Origin of the sequence: Pseudomonas idahonensis, assembly GCF_037903935.1 — a bacterium.
GTDB classification, from domain to species: domain Bacteria; phylum Pseudomonadota; class Gammaproteobacteria; order Pseudomonadales; family Pseudomonadaceae; genus Aquipseudomonas; species Aquipseudomonas danubii.
On record NZ_CP149586.1, the window covers coordinates 2,451,257 to 2,467,212 of the forward strand.

The 15,956-nt window shown below is 64.5% G+C and carries 14 protein-coding genes (1 of these 14 cut by a window edge); 6 read left to right on the forward strand and 8 right to left on the reverse strand.

The window, feature by feature from the left end:
• From WIN67_RS11175 to WIN67_RS11185, 3 genes are all read left to right on the forward strand, one after another.
• A protein-coding gene (locus WIN67_RS11175; protein WP_339071231.1) for an amino acid adenylation domain-containing protein crosses the window boundary here: on the forward strand, positions 1-3,130 show its final stretch. Its footprint begins 11,594 nt before the window's first position; 3,130 of the gene's 14,724 nt are visible here — the last part of the coding sequence; its start codon lies beyond the left edge, outside the window; it ends in the stop codon at positions 3,128-3,130.
• A 148-nt stretch (positions 3,131-3,278) separates the two neighbouring features.
• Entirely contained in the window at positions 3,279-4,430 is a 1,152-nt protein-coding gene (macA, locus tag WIN67_RS11180; protein WP_102882415.1) for a macrolide transporter subunit MacA, read from the forward strand.
• Positions 4,431-4,432: 2 nt separating this feature from the next.
• Entirely contained in the window at positions 4,433-6,391 is a 1,959-nt protein-coding gene (locus tag WIN67_RS11185) for a MacB family efflux pump subunit (protein WP_273924183.1), read from the forward strand.
• Between the two features lie 72 nt (positions 6,392-6,463).
• Here the strand turns inward: WIN67_RS11185 and WIN67_RS11190 are convergent, their stop codons facing one another.
• From WIN67_RS11190 to WIN67_RS11210, 5 genes are all read right to left on the reverse strand, one after another.
• On the reverse strand, positions 6,464-7,252 hold the full coding sequence (locus WIN67_RS11190; RefSeq protein WP_339071232.1) for a helix-turn-helix transcriptional regulator: 789 nt from the start codon (positions 7,250-7,252) through the stop codon (positions 6,464-6,466).
• Between the two features lie 316 nt (positions 7,253-7,568).
• The gene (locus WIN67_RS11195; RefSeq protein WP_102863592.1) at positions 7,569-9,035 is read right to left on the reverse strand and encodes a GDL motif peptide-associated radical SAM/SPASM maturase; all 1,467 of its coding nucleotides are present in this window, start codon (positions 9,033-9,035) and stop codon (positions 7,569-7,571) included.
• Positions 9,036-9,171: 136 nt separating this feature from the next.
• A complete protein-coding gene (locus WIN67_RS11200; protein WP_102863591.1) occupies positions 9,172-9,780 on the reverse strand; it encodes a DUF1842 domain-containing protein in 609 nt (202 codons plus the stop codon).
• A 52-nt stretch (positions 9,781-9,832) separates the two neighbouring features.
• Complete coding sequence (locus WIN67_RS11205; RefSeq protein ID WP_102882411.1) at positions 9,833-10,462, reverse strand: DUF1842 domain-containing protein; 630 nt, start codon at positions 10,460-10,462, stop codon at positions 9,833-9,835.
• A gap of 36 nt (positions 10,463-10,498) precedes the next feature.
• Entirely contained in the window at positions 10,499-10,687 is a 189-nt protein-coding gene (locus WIN67_RS11210; RefSeq protein ID WP_102863589.1) for a DUF1843 domain-containing protein, read from the reverse strand.
• Between the two features lie 534 nt (positions 10,688-11,221).
• On the opposite strand from WIN67_RS11210, the gene WIN67_RS11215 reads away from it, so the two are divergent.
• Positions 11,222-12,400: an IS481 family transposase gene (locus WIN67_RS11215; RefSeq protein ID WP_339069461.1), complete on the forward strand. Its 1,179-nt coding sequence runs from the start codon at positions 11,222-11,224 to the stop codon at positions 12,398-12,400.
• A gap of 907 nt (positions 12,401-13,307) precedes the next feature.
• Here WIN67_RS11215 and WIN67_RS11220 read toward each other — a convergent pair.
• Positions 13,308-13,928: an HAD family phosphatase gene (locus WIN67_RS11220; RefSeq protein WP_339071233.1), complete on the reverse strand. Its 621-nt coding sequence runs from the start codon at positions 13,926-13,928 to the stop codon at positions 13,308-13,310.
• Positions 13,929-14,092: 164 nt separating this feature from the next.
• Here WIN67_RS11220 and WIN67_RS11225 point away from each other — a divergent pair, with 164 nt between their 5' ends.
• Entirely contained in the window at positions 14,093-14,299 is a 207-nt protein-coding gene (locus WIN67_RS11225; protein ID WP_102880259.1) for a DUF6021 family protein, read from the forward strand.
• Between the two features lie 92 nt (positions 14,300-14,391).
• Complete coding sequence (locus tag WIN67_RS11230; protein WP_339071234.1) at positions 14,392-14,577, forward strand: DUF2188 domain-containing protein; 186 nt, start codon at positions 14,392-14,394, stop codon at positions 14,575-14,577.
• Between the two features lie 68 nt (positions 14,578-14,645).
• On the opposite strand, the gene WIN67_RS11235 is transcribed toward WIN67_RS11230, so the two are convergent.
• Together WIN67_RS11235 and WIN67_RS11240 are read right to left on the reverse strand one after the other, a co-directional pair.
• Positions 14,646-15,260 (reverse strand): hypothetical protein, encoded by a 615-nt coding sequence (locus WIN67_RS11235; protein ID WP_339071235.1) that lies wholly within the window; start codon positions 15,258-15,260, stop codon positions 14,646-14,648.
• 50 nt (positions 15,261-15,310) lie between these two features.
• Positions 15,311-15,916: a hypothetical protein gene (locus tag WIN67_RS11240; protein WP_267269717.1), complete on the reverse strand. Its 606-nt coding sequence runs from the start codon at positions 15,914-15,916 to the stop codon at positions 15,311-15,313.
• Positions 15,917-15,956: the final 40 nt, after the last annotated feature.

The window sequence follows — 15,956 nt, forward strand, 5'->3', positions numbered from 1 at the left end:
GCGCCTGGACCGGCTGCCGGGGCACAACCCGGCCCTGGCCCAGTCCTCCGAGGCGGTGGCCTACATCATGTACACCTCCGGCTCCACGGGCGTGCCCAAGGGCGTACTGGTGCCGCACCGGGCCATCACCCGGTTGGTGATCAACAACGGCTACGCCGATTTCAACCCCGGGGACCGGGTGGCCTTTGCCTCCAACCCGGCCTTCGACGCCAGCACCCTGGACGTCTGGGGGCCCTTGCTCAACGGCGGCCGGGTCGTGGTGGTGGACCAGCAGACGCTGCTGGACCCCGAGGCCTTCGCCGAGTTGCTGAAGGCCTCGGGAGCCACGCTGTTGTTTCTCACCACCAGCCTGTTCAACCAGTACGTGCAGCTGATGCCCCAGGCGTTCAGCGGCCTGCGCATGCTCCTGTGCGGCGGTGAACGGGCCGACCCGGTGGCCTTCCGGCGGATGCAGGCCGAGGTGCCCGGCCTGCGTTTGGTCAATGGCTACGGACCGACGGAAACCACCACCTTTGCCGTGACCCATGAGCCCGGGGCACTGGCGGCCGACGCCGACAGCGTGCCCATCGGCCGGCCGCTGTCCAACACCTGCGTGTACATCCTCGATGCTCAGGGCCAGCCGCTGCCCATCGGCGTAGTGGGGGAGATCTACATCGGCGGCCAGGGCGTGGCCAAGGGCTACTTGAATCGCCCTGAACTGAGCGCCGAGAAGTTCCTCCCCGATCCCTTCTGCAGCGCGGCCGCCAACCCTGGCTCCGAACCGCTGATGTACCGCACCGGCGACCTTGGGCGCTGGCAGGAGAACGGCCTGCTGGAGTACCTGGGGCGCAACGATCAGCAGGTGAAGATCCGTGGCTTTCGTATCGAACCGGGGGAAATCGAGGTGCGGCTGGCGAGCTTCCCCGGACTGCGCGATGGCGTGGTCCTGGTGCGCGAGGAGGCGCCCGGGGACTTGCGTCTGGTGGCCTACTACACCCTGCAGGCCCAGGCGCCGGAGCCGGCCGTCGAAGCCTTGCGCAACCACCTGCTGGCGCAACTGCCGGAGTACATGGTGCCTCAGGCTTACGTGCGTCTGCCGGCACTGCCCCTGACCAACAACGGCAAGCTGGACCGCAACGCGCTGCCGGCGCCGACCCCCGCGGCGCAGGTCATCGCCTGTTTTGAAGCGGCGCAGACGCCCCTGGAGCAGACCCTGGCGGCCCATTGGGCGCAGGTGCTGAAACAGGAGCAAGTGGGGCGCCATGAGCATTTCTTCGAACACGGCGGGCATTCGCTGCTGGCGATCCAGTTGGTCAACCGCCTGCAACAGGCCGGGCTCGACGTGAGCCTGGCGCAGTTGTTCCAGCACCCCAGCGTGGCCGCCATGGCGCGTTTGCTGGAGGCGCGCCCGGCGACCCCGCAACAGGCCCCCGAGTGGGTCACGGTGCGCAGCGGCAGTGGCCCGGCGCTGTTCCTGGTACACGAGTTCACCGGCCTGGATGCCTACTTCCCGGCGCTGGGGCAGCACCTGGAAGGGGATTTCCCCATCTATGGCCTGCCGGGCGTGGCCCTCGGCCAGCCGCAGTTGCGCACCCTGGAGTGCCTGGCCACCCGCTTGCTGGAGGTCATGCGCCGGGTCCAGCCCGAAGGGCCGTATCGCCTGGCGGGCTGGTCCTTCGGTGGGGTGCTGGCCTATGAGATCGCCCAGCAGTTGCTGGGGCAGGATCAGCAGGTGGCGTTCCTCGGCTTGATCGACAGCTACGTGCCGCGCCTGACCGACCAGGGCAAGGCGCGCTGGTCCGCAAGCGATCCCCGCAAGCAGCACCTGCTGTTGCAGTGCAGCGCCTACTGGAGCGCCCAGGGCCCGGCGGGCGTGCAACCGCTGGCGCTCGTCGAACAGCTGCGCCAGGCCCTGGACCGCCTGGACTTCCCCGAGCTGCTGCAACGCTGCCGGGAACAGGGCCTGCTGTTCGAGCAACTGGCAAGCGCGGCGCCCGAGGCGCTGGGGCATTACCTGGACCGTGAGGTGGCTCACGGCCATGCACTGGCCCATTACCGCCTGCACCCGATCAGTGTGCCGGTGCACCTGTTCTGCGCCGCCCAGCGGCCCAGCGCATTGTCCCGGCGCAGCCCGACCCTGGGCTGGGGCGAGGTGCTGCCGGGGCCATACTTGCACTGCATCAGCGTGCCCGGGGATCACCTGAGCATGATGAAGGCGCCGCATATCCATGAACTGGGCCAGGCCATGAGCCAGGCCATCAAGCAGGCCGGGGTCGCTGCCAGCACCGGAGCAACGCCCCACCAGCCCTTGCTGCGGATTCAGAGCGGGCGCTGCGGGCAGACGCCGATCTTCTGTGTGCCGGGGGCCGGCGACAGCGTTACCGGCTTTATCGGCCTGACCGAAGCCCTGGGGCCGGACTGGCCGATCTTCGGCCTGCAGGCCCGGGGCCTGGATGGCCAGGGCGTGCCCCACACCCGGGTGGAAGCGGCGGCGCGCTACTACCTGCAAGCCATCGAGCAGGAGTACCCCCACGGGCCGTTGCACGTGATCGGCCACTCCTTCGGCGGCTGGGTTACCTTCGAAATGGCCGGGGCCCTGCAGGCCGCGGGGCGCGAAGTGGCGTCCCTGACCCTGATCGACAGCGAGGCCCCGGGCGGCCACGGCGTGGTGGGGCGGCCCTACACCAGCACGGCCGCGCTGTTGCGGCTGATCGAGTCCATGCAACTGGCGTGCGGCCAGAGCCTGGGCATCGATCCGCAGCTGTTTGCCGCCGAGGACGACGCCATGCAGATGCACCTGCTGCATGCCGGCATGGTCCGGGTCGGCTTGCTGTCCCAGCGTGCCGATCCTCGGGCGATGCAGGGGCCGGCGCGAACCTTCGCCAGTGCCCTGCGTACCCGCTACCAGCCGCAACGCCCTTACCGGGGACCGGTGCGCCTGGTGCTGGCGGACGATCCGCGCCTGGACGCCGCCGGCAACCTGCGCGAGCAGGAGGCGATGGTCCAGGGCTGGCGTGGGCAGGTGACGGAGCTGGGGCTGTGGCAGGGGCCGGGCAACCACTTCAGCCTGCTCAAGGCACCCCACGTCCAGCATCTGGCGGCCTGGTGGCGTGACGGGCTGGCGCTGCCCCAGGGGGAGGCTGTGTCATGAGCCTGGATGCGGCGGCGGGCCGGGTGCCCGCCGCTGGCTGACAGCCTTTCATTCATCTGGAACACCGCTCACTACGGCAGCACGGTGTTCTGTAAGGGGGCTCGCCGCTGGCCGGTGGAGCCCGCCCTCAACGCACTTGTGGTCATCTATGGAAAAGTCGAAGTTTCGCAAAATCGGTATGGGGCTGTTGCTGGTGGTTGTGGCTGGATTGATTTTCTATACGGTGCGGGCGCCGGCAGAGCCGCCGCAGTACCTGACCGCCCGGGTCGAGCGGGGAGACATCGAGAACGCGGTCCTGGCCTCGGGCCTGCTGGAGGGCATCAAGCAGGTGGACGTCGGGGCCCAGGTTTCCGGGCAGTTGAAGTCGCTCAAGGTCAAGGTCGGGGACAAGGTGAAGAAGGGCCAGTGGCTGGCGGAAATCGATCCCCTGGTGCTGCGCAATACCCTGCGCCAGGCCCAGGTGGACGAGGAAAACCTGCAAGCCAAGCGCCGTGCCACCGCGGCTCAGCTCAAGGAAACCAAGGCCATCTACGAGCGCTACCGCGACCTGCAGTCGGACGCGTCGATTTCCCAGCAGGACTTCGAGACCGCCGAGTCCAACTACGAGGTGCAGCGCGCCAACCTGCTGTCCCTGGACGCGCAGATCAAGAGCGCGCATATCCAGATCGACACCGCCAAGGTCAACCTGGCCTACACCCGCATCGTCGCGCCGATTGACGGCGATGTGGTGGGGGTGGTGACCCAGGAAGGCCAGACGGTGATCGCCAACCAGCTGGCGCCGGTGCTGCTGAAACTCGCGGACCTGGACACCATGACCGTCAAGGCCCAGGTCTCGGAGGCCGACGTGATCCATATCGCTCCCGGCCAGCAGGTGTACTTCACCATCCTCGGCGAGGCCGACAGGCGCTATTACGCCAAGCTGCGGGGCACTGAGCCGGCACCGCAGAACTTCCTCGAAACCCAGACCGCCGGCACCCCCAAGCAGAACACCGCGGTGTTCTACAACGCCCTGTTCGACGTGCCCAACCCGGACCACCGGCTGCGCATCTCCATGACCGCCCAGGTGCGCATCGTCCTCGACACCGCCAAGGATGTGCTGATGGTGCCGGTGGCCGCCCTGGGTCCGCGCAACGCCGACGGCAGCTTCGCGGTGCGGGTGCTGGACGCCAAGGGCCATGCCCAGGCGCGCAACGTCAGCACCGGGATCAACAACAACGTCAAGGTGCAGATCAAGGACGGCCTGGCGGAGGGCGATCAGGTGGTGATCGGTGATCCGCTGCCCGGCACGGCAGGGGCCTGACCATGACCCAGCCATTGTTGGAGCTCAAGGGCATCAGCCGCAGCTTCACCGCCGGGGAGCGGGAGTTCCTGGCCCTGAAACACATCGACCTGAGCATCCAGGCCGGGGAAATGGTGGCGATCACCGGGGCCTCGGGCTCAGGCAAGTCGACCCTGATGAACCTCCTCGGTTGCCTCGACTACGCCACGGCCGGCAGCTACAAGGTCAACGGCCAGGAAACCCGCGACCTGGACGATCAGGCCCTGGCGGAGCTGCGCCGGGACTATTTCGGTTTCATCTTCCAGCGTTATCACTTGCTGCCGCACTTGAGTGCCCTGCACAACGTCGAGATGCCGGCGATCTACGCCGGCACCCCGCAAGTCAAGCGCCATGGCCGGGCCCGGGAGCTGCTGGCGCGCCTGGGGCTGTCCGGGCACCTGGCGAACCGGCCCAACCAGTTGTCCGGCGGCCAGCAACAGCGGGTGAGCATCGCCCGGGCGCTGATGAACGGCGGCGAAGTGATCCTCGCCGACGAACCCACCGGGGCCCTGGACAGCCACAGCGGCAAGGAAGTGATGGGCATTCTCCAGGAACTGCATGCCTTGGGGCATACGGTGATCATCGTCACCCACGACCCTCAGGTGGCGGCCAACGCCGAGCGCATCATCGAAGTGCGCGACGGCGAGATCGTCAGCGACCGGGTCAATGCGCGCGGGGTGGACGAGGAGCCGGCGCAGGCGCCGGTGAGCACCCGGCCGGGCGGAGCGCGACGCCTGGTGGCCAGCCTCGGGCTGTTCAAGGAAGCCTTCGTCATGGCTTGGGTGGCGCTGGTCTCGCACCGCATGCGCACTTTGCTGACCATGCTCGGGATCGTCATCGGCATCACCTCGGTGGTGTCCATCGTGGCCATCGGCGAGGGTGCCAAGCGCTACGTGCTCAAGGACATCCAGGCCATCGGCAGCAACACCATCGACATCTTCCCCGGGGCCAGTTTCGGCGACAGCCGGGCAGCGGCGATCCAGACCCTGATGCCCGCCGACGTGACGGCCCTGAACCAGCTGTACTACGTCGACAGCGCCACGCCGATGGTGGGCCGCAGCCTGTTGCTGCGCTACGGCAATATCGACCTCAATGCCACGGTCAACGGCGTCAGCCATCTGTACTTCAAGGTTCGCGACCTCAAGCTGGCGGCGGGCATCGCCTTCAGCGAGAACGATGCCCGGCGCCAGGCCCAGGTGGTGGTGATCGACCACAACACGCGCAACCGCCTGTTCGGTCCTGATGTGGACCCCCTGGGGCAGGTGATCCTGGTGGGCAACCTGCCGTGCACGGTGATCGGGGTCACGGCCGAGAACAAGAACATGTTCGCCGCCAGCAACCTGCTCAACGTCTGGCTGCCTTACGAGACGGCGGCGGGGCGGGTACTGGGCCAGCGCCACCTGGACAGCATCAGCGTGAAGATCAAGGACGGCCAGCCGAGCAAAGTGGTGGAGGAGCATGTGAAGAAGCTCATGGAGCAGCGCCACGGCACCAAGGACTTCTTCACCAACAACCTCGACAGCATCATGCAGACGGTGCAGCGCACCAGCCGCTCCCTGGCCTTGCTGTTGTCGCTGATCGCGGTGATTTCCCTGGTGGTCGGCGGCATCGGGGTGATGAACATCATGCTGGTGTCGGTCACCGAACGTACCCGGGAGATCGGCATTCGCATGGCGGTGGGGGCGCGGCAGTCGGACATCCGCCAGCAGTTCCTGGTGGAGGCGGTGATGGTCTGCCTGATTGGCGGGGCCATCGGCATCGCCCTGTCGTTTGCCATCGGCTACCTGTTCACCCTGTTCATCAAGGAGTGGGAGATGGTGTTTTCCATGGGCTCGATCGTCACCGCGTTCGCCTGTTCGACCCTGATCGGCATCGTCTTCGGCTTCGTTCCGGCGCGCAACGCCGCCCGGCTGGACCCGATCGAGGCCCTGGCCCGGGATTGAGCGGCCCACAGACAGAACCGCCGGCACAGGGGCCGGCGGGGGCGGGGTTACGGGATCAAGGCCAATGGCGGATCAGGCCGGCGCGTCATCGCGGGTGCCTGGCGCCTGTGCCTGGGGCGAGTACATCCAGCGCAGCAGGGAGTGGCGACCACTGATGCCGAGCTTGATGGCGGCGCGCTTCAAGTAGCTTTCGACGGTATTGACCTTGAGCTTGAGCTGCTCGGCCAACTGCGGTGCGGTGCGCCCGGCCAGCAGCCCGACACAGACTTCCAGCTCGCGGTTGGACAGGCGCAGCCCGGACTGCTCCAGGCGCTCGGCAAAGCGCAGGCGCACGGTCGCCAGGCCCTCGATGGCGGCGCGGTCCTGCTCGGCAGAGTCGCCGCGCGGCTGCAGCGCGCTGATGTGGTTTTCCACCATGGGCAGCAGCAGCGGCGAGATGTCCTCCAGCAGCAGGCGTTCCTGGGGGGAAAAGCTCTGCTCCTGGCTGCTGCGGTACACCGACAGCACGAAGTGGTACGAATCCTTGCGACCGGTCAGGTGCAGTTGCGCCGGGTTCGCGTTGCCCCGGTGCCGCAGCAGCGGCGGGCTGCCGCAGGGCTCGTCGGGCTGCTCGGGAAAGCCTGTGTGCAGCAGCGGGTCATTGCTGGCGTGCAGATCGCTGTACAGCGGGTGACGGCTCTGCATCAGGGTATTGCCGGTTCTGCCAGCGGCTGGTTCCGGGGCCGTGCGCAGTTGGGTGATGTGAGTGGCGTCCACAGCCAGTTGGGTGAGTATCAGGTCATGCAGCATGCGCGGGAAACTGCGGCTGCCGGTGCTGGCGATGACCTTGCCAATATGTGGAAACAGTACTTGTGAGTTCATCATTTCATCCATGAATGTGAAGGTGTGGAAGGACTGCCTTATAACAACGAGTTTGGGTCGCGCGTGATTTACCTCCTGTTTGCGCTGACCGACAAAGGGTCGCCTCGTATCCTAGTACAGGGTGGCGACTGCTGTTTGATGAAGTGCGCAAAAACTTGCACCGCCGGCGCGCAGGCGCTCGGGCCTGTGGACGAACTGCCATGGCAAAGCCGTTACCGGCCTTGCCCGGAGTTTTTTTGGATGGCTGTTCCCTGCTTGCCAGAGCCGCCATGACCGCCGCCGCGCCTGGGGTTGGCGCGGTGGCGGCTGGCACAGGTTACAGGCGCGGTTGCTCCTGGGGCATGCCCAGCAACTGGTGCAGGGTGTTGATCAGCGCCTGCTGGCGCAGGCGGTCTTGCTGGTGCCGGGCCTCGGCTGCGGCGACATCGGCGTGGCAGTGGGGGCAGGTGCTTTCATGGGCGTGGATGTACTCCAGGCAACTGCGGCACAGGGCCAGGCGCGGCGGGATGCGGCCTTCTTCGGGGGAGGCGTGGCCCTGGTTGGCCCAGGCCAGCTTGATCACCTGGCCGCTGTCGCTGACGCTGGAGACCGCCTCGCCGGTGTCGATGCGCTCGGTGATCAGGTCGAAGCGGCCCACCGAAAAAGAGGCGGGGCCGGCGTCTTCGAGTTTGACGATGCGCTCGCGCAGGCCTTTTTTCTGCAGGTCCAGGGTTCGGTAATGGCAGTAGGGGTTGTTCCCCGGCTTGCCCAGCAGCGAATGCGAGGTCCAGGTGCAGCCACCGCGGCACACGTCGTTGTAGTAGCAGGTGCGGCAGTAGCCCCACAGATCGTCCACCGAGCGCAGGCGGCCGAAGTGCATGCCTTCGCTGTAGTGCCAGATGTCGTGCAGGCTCATGCTGCGCACATTGCCGCCGGAGAATCCGACGGTGGCCAGGGACGGACAGCCCTTGACCGTGCCGTCGGCTTCCAGGGCCAGCACTGTCTGCCCGGCGGCGCAGCCGCTCCAGTGCACGCGGTCGTCGCCAAAACCGCGCCACATGTGTTCGTAGGGGCCGTAGTAGCCGATGTTGTTGCCCACATTCATCAGCAAGCCGCGCTCTTCGCCTTCGCGATACAAGCGGGCCAGCAGCGGCATCACTTCCAGCAGTTGATAGGGTTGCAACAGCAGCTCGGGGTGATCCACGGCGTTGCCCATGGCCACCGTCAGTTGGATCTGCCAGTGGCTGGCACCGGCGTCGATGATCAGCTCCATCAGGGCCGGCAGGTCGGGCAGGGTGGCGGCGCCGATCTGGGTGTTGACGCTGACCTTGAGCCCGGCCTGCTTGGCCCGGCGCAGGGTGTCCAGGGCCTTGTCGAACGAGCCGGGCACATTGCGCACCGCGTCGTGCAGCGGCGCCAGGCCGTCCAGGGACACGCCGACGCCATTGAGCCCGGCGTCCACCGCGGCCTGCATCTTGGCGGGGGTCAGGTTGCGTCCGCCGGTCTGGATCGCCACGTACATGCCGTGGTCGTGGATGGCCTGGATCAGCCGCGTCCAGTCCTTGCGCAAATAGGCTTCGCCGCCGATCAGGGTGACCTCCCGAGTGCCCAGGGCGGCGATGGAGTCGATCACCGACAGGCATTCCTGAGTGTTCAATTCGCCGGGGCGCCGATGCCCGGCCCGGGAGCCGCAATGCAGGCACTTGAGGTCGCAGGCGAGGGTGATTTCCCAGACCACGTGCACCGGCACATAGCGCTTGAGGTCGGTTTCGCTGAGGTAGCGGGCGGGGAGACTGTCTGACATGAAAGATCCTTGCGCACCCAGCGGTGCGCGGCACCAACCCATCGAAATAGGCGCGCCTTCCTTGTGCGGCAATGGCGCGATCGGTTTACCGCAACCCTGGGGCCGACCTTTGTCGGCCGGCCCCGGGTGCCTGGACTCAGCGACGTTCCAGGCGGCTGATTTCCGCCTGTAACTGCTGCACCGCCTGGCTCAGGTTGTCACTGTTGGCCAGTTGCTGCTCGCCCTGAGCCACCAGCGCCTTGAGCCGCGTCAGATCGCCGCTGCTCTGGGCCTGTTGCAGCGCCACGGCATACAGCGGCTGCGGATACAGATGCCGTTGATCGTCCTTGGGCGCCAGATCGGCGTTGGCCGCTTGATCCACCGGCGCCTGGCTCACGGCGGCATGCTGAACCACATGCCAATGGCCCTGGTACTGGTAGCGATAGCTGGCGAAACCGCTGGCCCAGTCAAGGCCGAGAATGCCCTGCAGATGGAAGGTTTCGGCAATCTGGCTGGTGGGGCCGCTGGGGTTGCCGGTCAGGTTGAGGATGATATGGCCTTCACTGGAGGGGTCCAGTTTGACCTGGGAATAGTCGCCCCAGACATCCGCGAGGAAGTGCATCGGTGGCGAGGTGCTCTGAGTCACCCGGGCCACGCCGCTGACTTTCTTCTGCGGCGTGTTGACCAGCAGATCGAGGGTCAGCACCGGCCCTCCGATCACAGGGTTGGCGACGATGAGGCGGGTATGGAACAGTCCGATTGTCATGCTGCAACTCCTTATCTTGTGGAAGACATCAGGTTCGCTGGACGGTCGCCAGTCAGCGCCGCTCGTGCTTGCTGATCTCGGCCTTGGCCGCCTCCAGCGCCGTGCGGATCAACGGCAGCTGCTCCAGTTGCTGGGTGGCCACCTTGTGCAGGCTCTTCATCTGCGACAGGTCGCCGCTGGCGATGGCGCCGTGGATCGGTGCCGCGTACAGCGCCGAGATCGGCGGCAGCGGACGGTTGGGCTGGCCATGGTGGGGGGCCGAGAGGGTGCTCGACTGCACGGGTTCCTGCAGATGGGCGGGGACCTGATTGACCGTTACCCAGCTGTGTCCGTTGTAGTACTGGTAGTTGGCCACGCCTTCCTTCCAGTCATCGCTGACCACCAGGTGCAGCTTGAAGTTGATGATGGAGTTGGAACCGGGTCCGCCCTGATTGCCCTGGGCGGTGATGAGGATCTTGCTGGAGCTCGGTGGCATGACCGTCAGGTAGGTGTACTGACCCCAGACATCGCTGTGCAGGTCCAGGGGCGGATTGACCGCTTGAGTGATGGACGAAGTGCCGCGCACGCTGTGCTCGGGGGTGTAGACCAGCAGATTGAGAATCAGGGTCGGGGCCCCGGGTTGCGAGGTGCCGATGCGGTAGCTCAGGGGGAACAGGCCTTCTTGGGAGATAGAACCAGACATTTGCTTTGCCTCCATTCAATGACGGGGAAACAGCGATTAGTGCTGTTCCAGGCGGGCGACTTCCTTGGCCAGTTTTTCGTAGGCGGCTTTCAGATCCTTGGGTTCGTCGTGCTTCGGATCGCGCTTGGCCAGCAGGGCTTTCATCTGGGGTAGCTGGCCTTCGGCGATGGCCGACTGGATCGCGACTCCGTAGGGGACAACCGTGTGTTGCGAGGTGGGGCTCATGGTGTGTGCCTTCCTTGGGGGTTAGGGGGGGCTGCGGTACTTGGCAGCTTTTGCAGTTAAGCAGCGCGGGGGGAATTGGCTGGGTAATGGCACATTGATTTTGTGGGTTTCCGACAGGTGGATTCACGGGGGTAAGGGGGGGGATTTTTGGGGTATTCCACGGGGCGATATGGAGGGGTGGGGGTGATTGCGGATGGCGATAGAGGGGGTGTTTTTTTTCGTGGCAGGGGGGGGGAGTAGGTGTTGCAGGGGGGGCGGTTTGGGGGCGTTTTTATAGCGGGTTTGGGGTACGTATCTATTTCTGCGGGTGTGGCCGCTGGTGGTTTCGCTTTTACAGCGGGGGGTGGGGTACATATCCATTCCTGCGGTAACGGCCGCTTAGGGTTTCGCCCTTACGGCGAGTCCCTTTTTTTCAAACGCCAAAAAAAGGAACCAAAAAACGCTTGGGTATGACTCACCCACATAGGTAACAAACCAGTTCAAGCACATAGGTAACAGTTTTTAACTGGCAGGGTCGATTCCGAGGATCTGACCATGCCGTGGCGAGAGCTGAACCCTATGGACCTTAAAGTGATGTTCATTGCGGACTATTTATTGGGACGCTTTAACTTCAGCGAGCTGTGTGCGGCACACAGCATCAGCCGAAAAACGGGTTACAAATGGGTAGCCCGTTACAACGCAGACGGTGTGCGTGGCCTGGATGAGAAGAGTCGAAGTCGACATTGTCAGGCGCATCTCATTCCCTTTGAAATCAAGGCCGCGATTATCGAGTTGCGCTCAAAAGGTCCTACAACGCCGGGGCCCAAGAAGATCCAGGCTTCTTTGGCCGAACGTTTTCCAGGACAGGAACCGCCCTCTAAAACCAGTATCTACAACATCCTCAAACAAGCAGGCCTGGTGACGCCTAGGCGGCTGCGTCAGCGTGTTGCGATTTATCCAAGTCCTTTGAAAAAAGCAGATGTTCCCAATCAGTTATGGAGTGCTGACTACAAGGGGCAGTACCTGACGGGAGGAGGTGTTTGGTGTTACCCGTTGACGGTTATGGACCATGCGAGCCGTTTCTTATTGGCCTGCGAGAGCATGCCCAGCACCAACTTCAAAGACGCCAAGACTGCCTTTGAGCGATTGTTTAGAACCTATGGGATGCCTGAGCGGATACGTACTGACAATGGAGTTCCTTTTGCCAGTGCAGGGCGTGCTGGGTTGTCGTTGTTGTCTATCTGGTGGCTACGTTTGGGCATTATTCCCGAACGAATCCAGCCGGGTCGTCCCGAGCAAAATGGTCGCCATGAACGGATGCATCGCACACTGAAAAGTACTCTGGCCAGCCCTCCGGAAATCGAATGGGGCGCTCAGCAAAAACACTTTGATCTGTTCATGCAGCACTACAATCATGAACGGCTGCATGAAGCACTTGGACAGAAAACACCGGCTTCTTGTTATTGCAGTTCGCAGCGTACTTATCCGGCTCGGTTACCCGTAATGAGATACCCGAGTCATATAGAAGCCTATGTTGTTGACTCTTGTGGTGTGGTCAACAGAGGTCGTCTCAGGATCTATGTCGGCAATGTTCTCAAGCGCGAAACTGTTGGCTTGGAACGCATTAGCGAGGGAGTTTGGGAGGTCATATTTGGTCCAATCAAGCTGGGCCGCTTTGATCTGAAAGACGCCAAGGATGGTTACATCAGGCTCAATACGGCAGTGCAGGCCTGATTGGGTGTTACCGATGTGCCTGAACTTTTCTGTTACCTATGTGGTTGTCCCGTTCACTTGCCCCTCCATGGGCCCCTCGCTGGGGCTCGGGGTTCCCTCTCTCCGGCATTGCTCCGGGGGCCCGCCGCCAACCGGCCATCCATGGCCGGGTGGCGGCTAGCTCGGCATCCATGCCGAGCTGCCCCCTACGCAACGCCTACGCTCGGCCGGCTGGGAAGGGGCCGGAAGATCAAGATCAAGATCAAAAGCCAAAGCCAAAGCCAAAGCCAAAGCCAAGGTGCGCAGGCCGGCTCTTTGTAGCCGCTGCCGAAGGCTGCGAAACCAGGCGACGCGATATGTCAGGAATATCGGGGAGGCAGGTTTAGCGTCTCCTGCGACGGAGTGCCGCCCAGAGCGTTCGCAGCCTGCGGCAGCGGCTACATTAACGCGAACGGCAATGAAACAGGCCGGCCGGTAGGCCGCCGTCAGATTTTGATCTTGCTTTTGATTTTGATCTTGATCTGAACGCCCCGTTAACCACGATGGCCGAACGCAGGCATTGAGCCGTGGGTAACCCGGCAGGACGCCGGGTTAGCCGCCACCCGGCCATGGATGGCCGGTGGCGGCGGCCCACGGATCAATGCCGGAGTTCGGGCATGCCGAGCCTAGGCGAGGCACCGAGTGGAGGGGCAGAGCGTTTTGCTTACTTTTGCGCTCTTCAAAAGTGAGCCGCTGTAAGAGCGGAACCGTAAGCGGCCGTACCCGCAGGAACGGATATGTACCCAAACCCCGCTGTAAAAGCGGAACCGCCAGCGGCCGCACCCGCAAGAACGGATATGCACCCAAACCCGCTGTAAGAGCGGAACCGCCAGCCGCCACACCCGCAGCACCGGATATGTCCCCCCCCCCCAAAAAAAAGCCCCAGGACTCAAACCACCCCCAACTCCCCCAACTGCCGCCGCGTCTCCCCCGCGGCTACATGATGAATCGCCCGCCACCCCAACGCTCTGGCCGCGACGATGTTCGGCGCATGATCATCAATGAACACCAACTCCTCAGGCGCCACCCCCGGCAAATGCGCACGAATGCGCCCCAAGGCCGTGTGATAGATCTCGGCATCCGGCTTGATCTGCCGCTCCTGCCCCGACACCACAATGTCGCGAAACTTCTGTAAAAACGGGTAATTCTCCCAGGCATAGGGAAAGGTTTCCTGCGACCAGTTGGTCAAGCCGAACAGCGGCATCTGCGCCTGGTGCAGGTCCTCCAGCAGGGCCACGCCTTCCTCCAGCGGTCCCTTGAGCATCTCCGGCCAGCGCCCGTAATAGGCCTCGATCAGCGGCGCATGCTCGGGATGCTCGGCCACCAGGCTGCGGGTCGCTTCGGCCAGGGGCCGGCCGGCGTCTTGCTGGGTGTTCCAGGCCTGGGTGCAGACGGTGTCGAGGAACCACTGGCGACGGGCGTCGTCGGGGATCAGCTGGCGGTACAGGTGGTGCGGGCTCCAGTCGAACAGCACGCCACCAAAATCGAAAACCACGGCACGAATTGTCATCAACACCTCCTTTTGAGCGGTTGTGGGCCAGGGCGTCATCCTGCGACGCTGCGCAGCGCAATGCAATTTGCCGGTGGCCATTGGTCCGTTTGCCGGCACCCTCGGAGCAGATCGCAATCCAAAGGCTGTACCCGCCCTGTTGCGGGCTAGCACAGGAGCTGACCATGGCTGCCAAGAACCCCACGGGGCCGCGCTCGTCCGAGCACGCCTCGAATCCCCATGACCCGGGTTTCGACCCCGATTCGCCGGACCTCGCCGACCCCCAGGTCGATCCGGTGGGCCCGGCCAGGGCGCCCCTGGATCAGCCCGAACCCGAGCATCAGCGCAAGCGTTCGCGCGCCTACGACCCTCTGGCCAACCTGAGGAAATGACCGAGCGCCGACATGCGGCCGTCGCCGGATCGTTCTGCGGGTGTAAGGTAAAACGGCCAAGCCCCAGGCACGCTGACAAAAAGGAGGTGTCCATGAGTACGCCACTGTTGAACAAGTTGCAGATCAACGGTTATCAGGTATTGAGCGTCAACCACGGCCCCTGGAAGGTCTGCACCCCGGGTGACCGGCTTGCCACTTTCGGCACCCGGGAAGAAGCCCTGGCCTTTGCTGCCACCTTGCCGCTGCGCAGGGAAGCACCGGCCACCAAGCGTCGATAGCGCCCGGCAGAAAAAAAGCCCCGATCGGTTCGGGGCTTTTTTGTGTCCGGGCTGCTGCAAGCGCCGGGTCAGTCGACAATCACCGGCTCGTTCGGATCATCGCTCAGGCACACGGTCAATTGCTCCCCGGCCTTGTTGAACGGGCAGCGGGGCAGGGATTGCTGCTTGATGAAGCTCAGCGGCGGCAGGATGAACGCCGCCGCCAGTACCAGCGCCCACAGGGTCTGCAGAAACAGCACATCGGCGCTGTGGGCGGCGGGCCGTGAGACGAGGCGGCGGCGCCAGTACAGGTACAGGCCGCTGATGAAGAGCACGCCGACGACGCCCATCATGTAGTCCAGCTCCCAGGCCTGCGGGCTGAACGCACGGCTGCCATCCTCATCGTCCGGGTAGGTGAGCCGCCACCACACCCCCAGCAGCAACGGCACCAGCCCGGCCATCAGCCAGGCCATACGCGCACCGGGCATCCGGGTCAGCAGGGCCAGGGCCAGGCCGATCAGGCACAGCACCCAGGCAAACAGGTACAGCTGAAAACCCATGGCGCCGCCGAACAGCGTGCCGCTGACATCCCGCGGTTGCATCATTTGCACGTCGCACAGCAGCATCACCGACAGCGGGATGGCGACGACGATCCAGCACAGGGGGCGGTACAGCCACAACCACAGGGTAAACAGGCGAGACATGGTCACACTCATCAAGGTAGAGAACAGGTAGAAAGAAGCCGGGGTGACGCTCAGTCGACAATCACTCGGGTGTCCGGACCCAGGCACACGCTCAACTGATTGCCGGCTCGGTCGAAGGCGCAATAGGGCAGGGGTTTGCGGGTGATGGCCAGCAGCGGTGGGAGCATGAAGGTCGCCGCCAGCAACAGGGCCCACAGGGTGCGCAGCGCGAGCAGATTGCCAGTGGCGGGTGGACGCGGCTTGAGCCGCTGCTGACGCAACAAGTAGACGCCGCTGTAGACCAGGGCGAAGCCGAAGACCATCACATAGTCCAGCTCCCGGGGCTGGATGCTGAAGATCAGATTGCCGTCGAAATCATCCGGGTAGTTGATCCGCCACCACAGGCCCAGCAGCCCTTGCACCAGCCCGGCGACGATCAAGGCCAGGCGCGCGCCGGGCACCCGGGTCAGCAGCGCCAGCACCAGGCCCAGGACGCTGAGGGCCCAGCCGCCCAGGTACATCACAAAGCCCATGGAGCCGCCGAACAGGGTGCCGCCGACCTCCCGGGGCACGATCAGGTTCAGGTTGCAATGGATCATGCTGGCCAGGGGCGCGGCGACGGCGATCCAGCACAGCGGGTAGTAGAGCCGGGACCAGAGGGTGTACAGGCGGGACATGAAGGAACTCGAGAGTAACAGGGACGATGAGGGAGGGCGG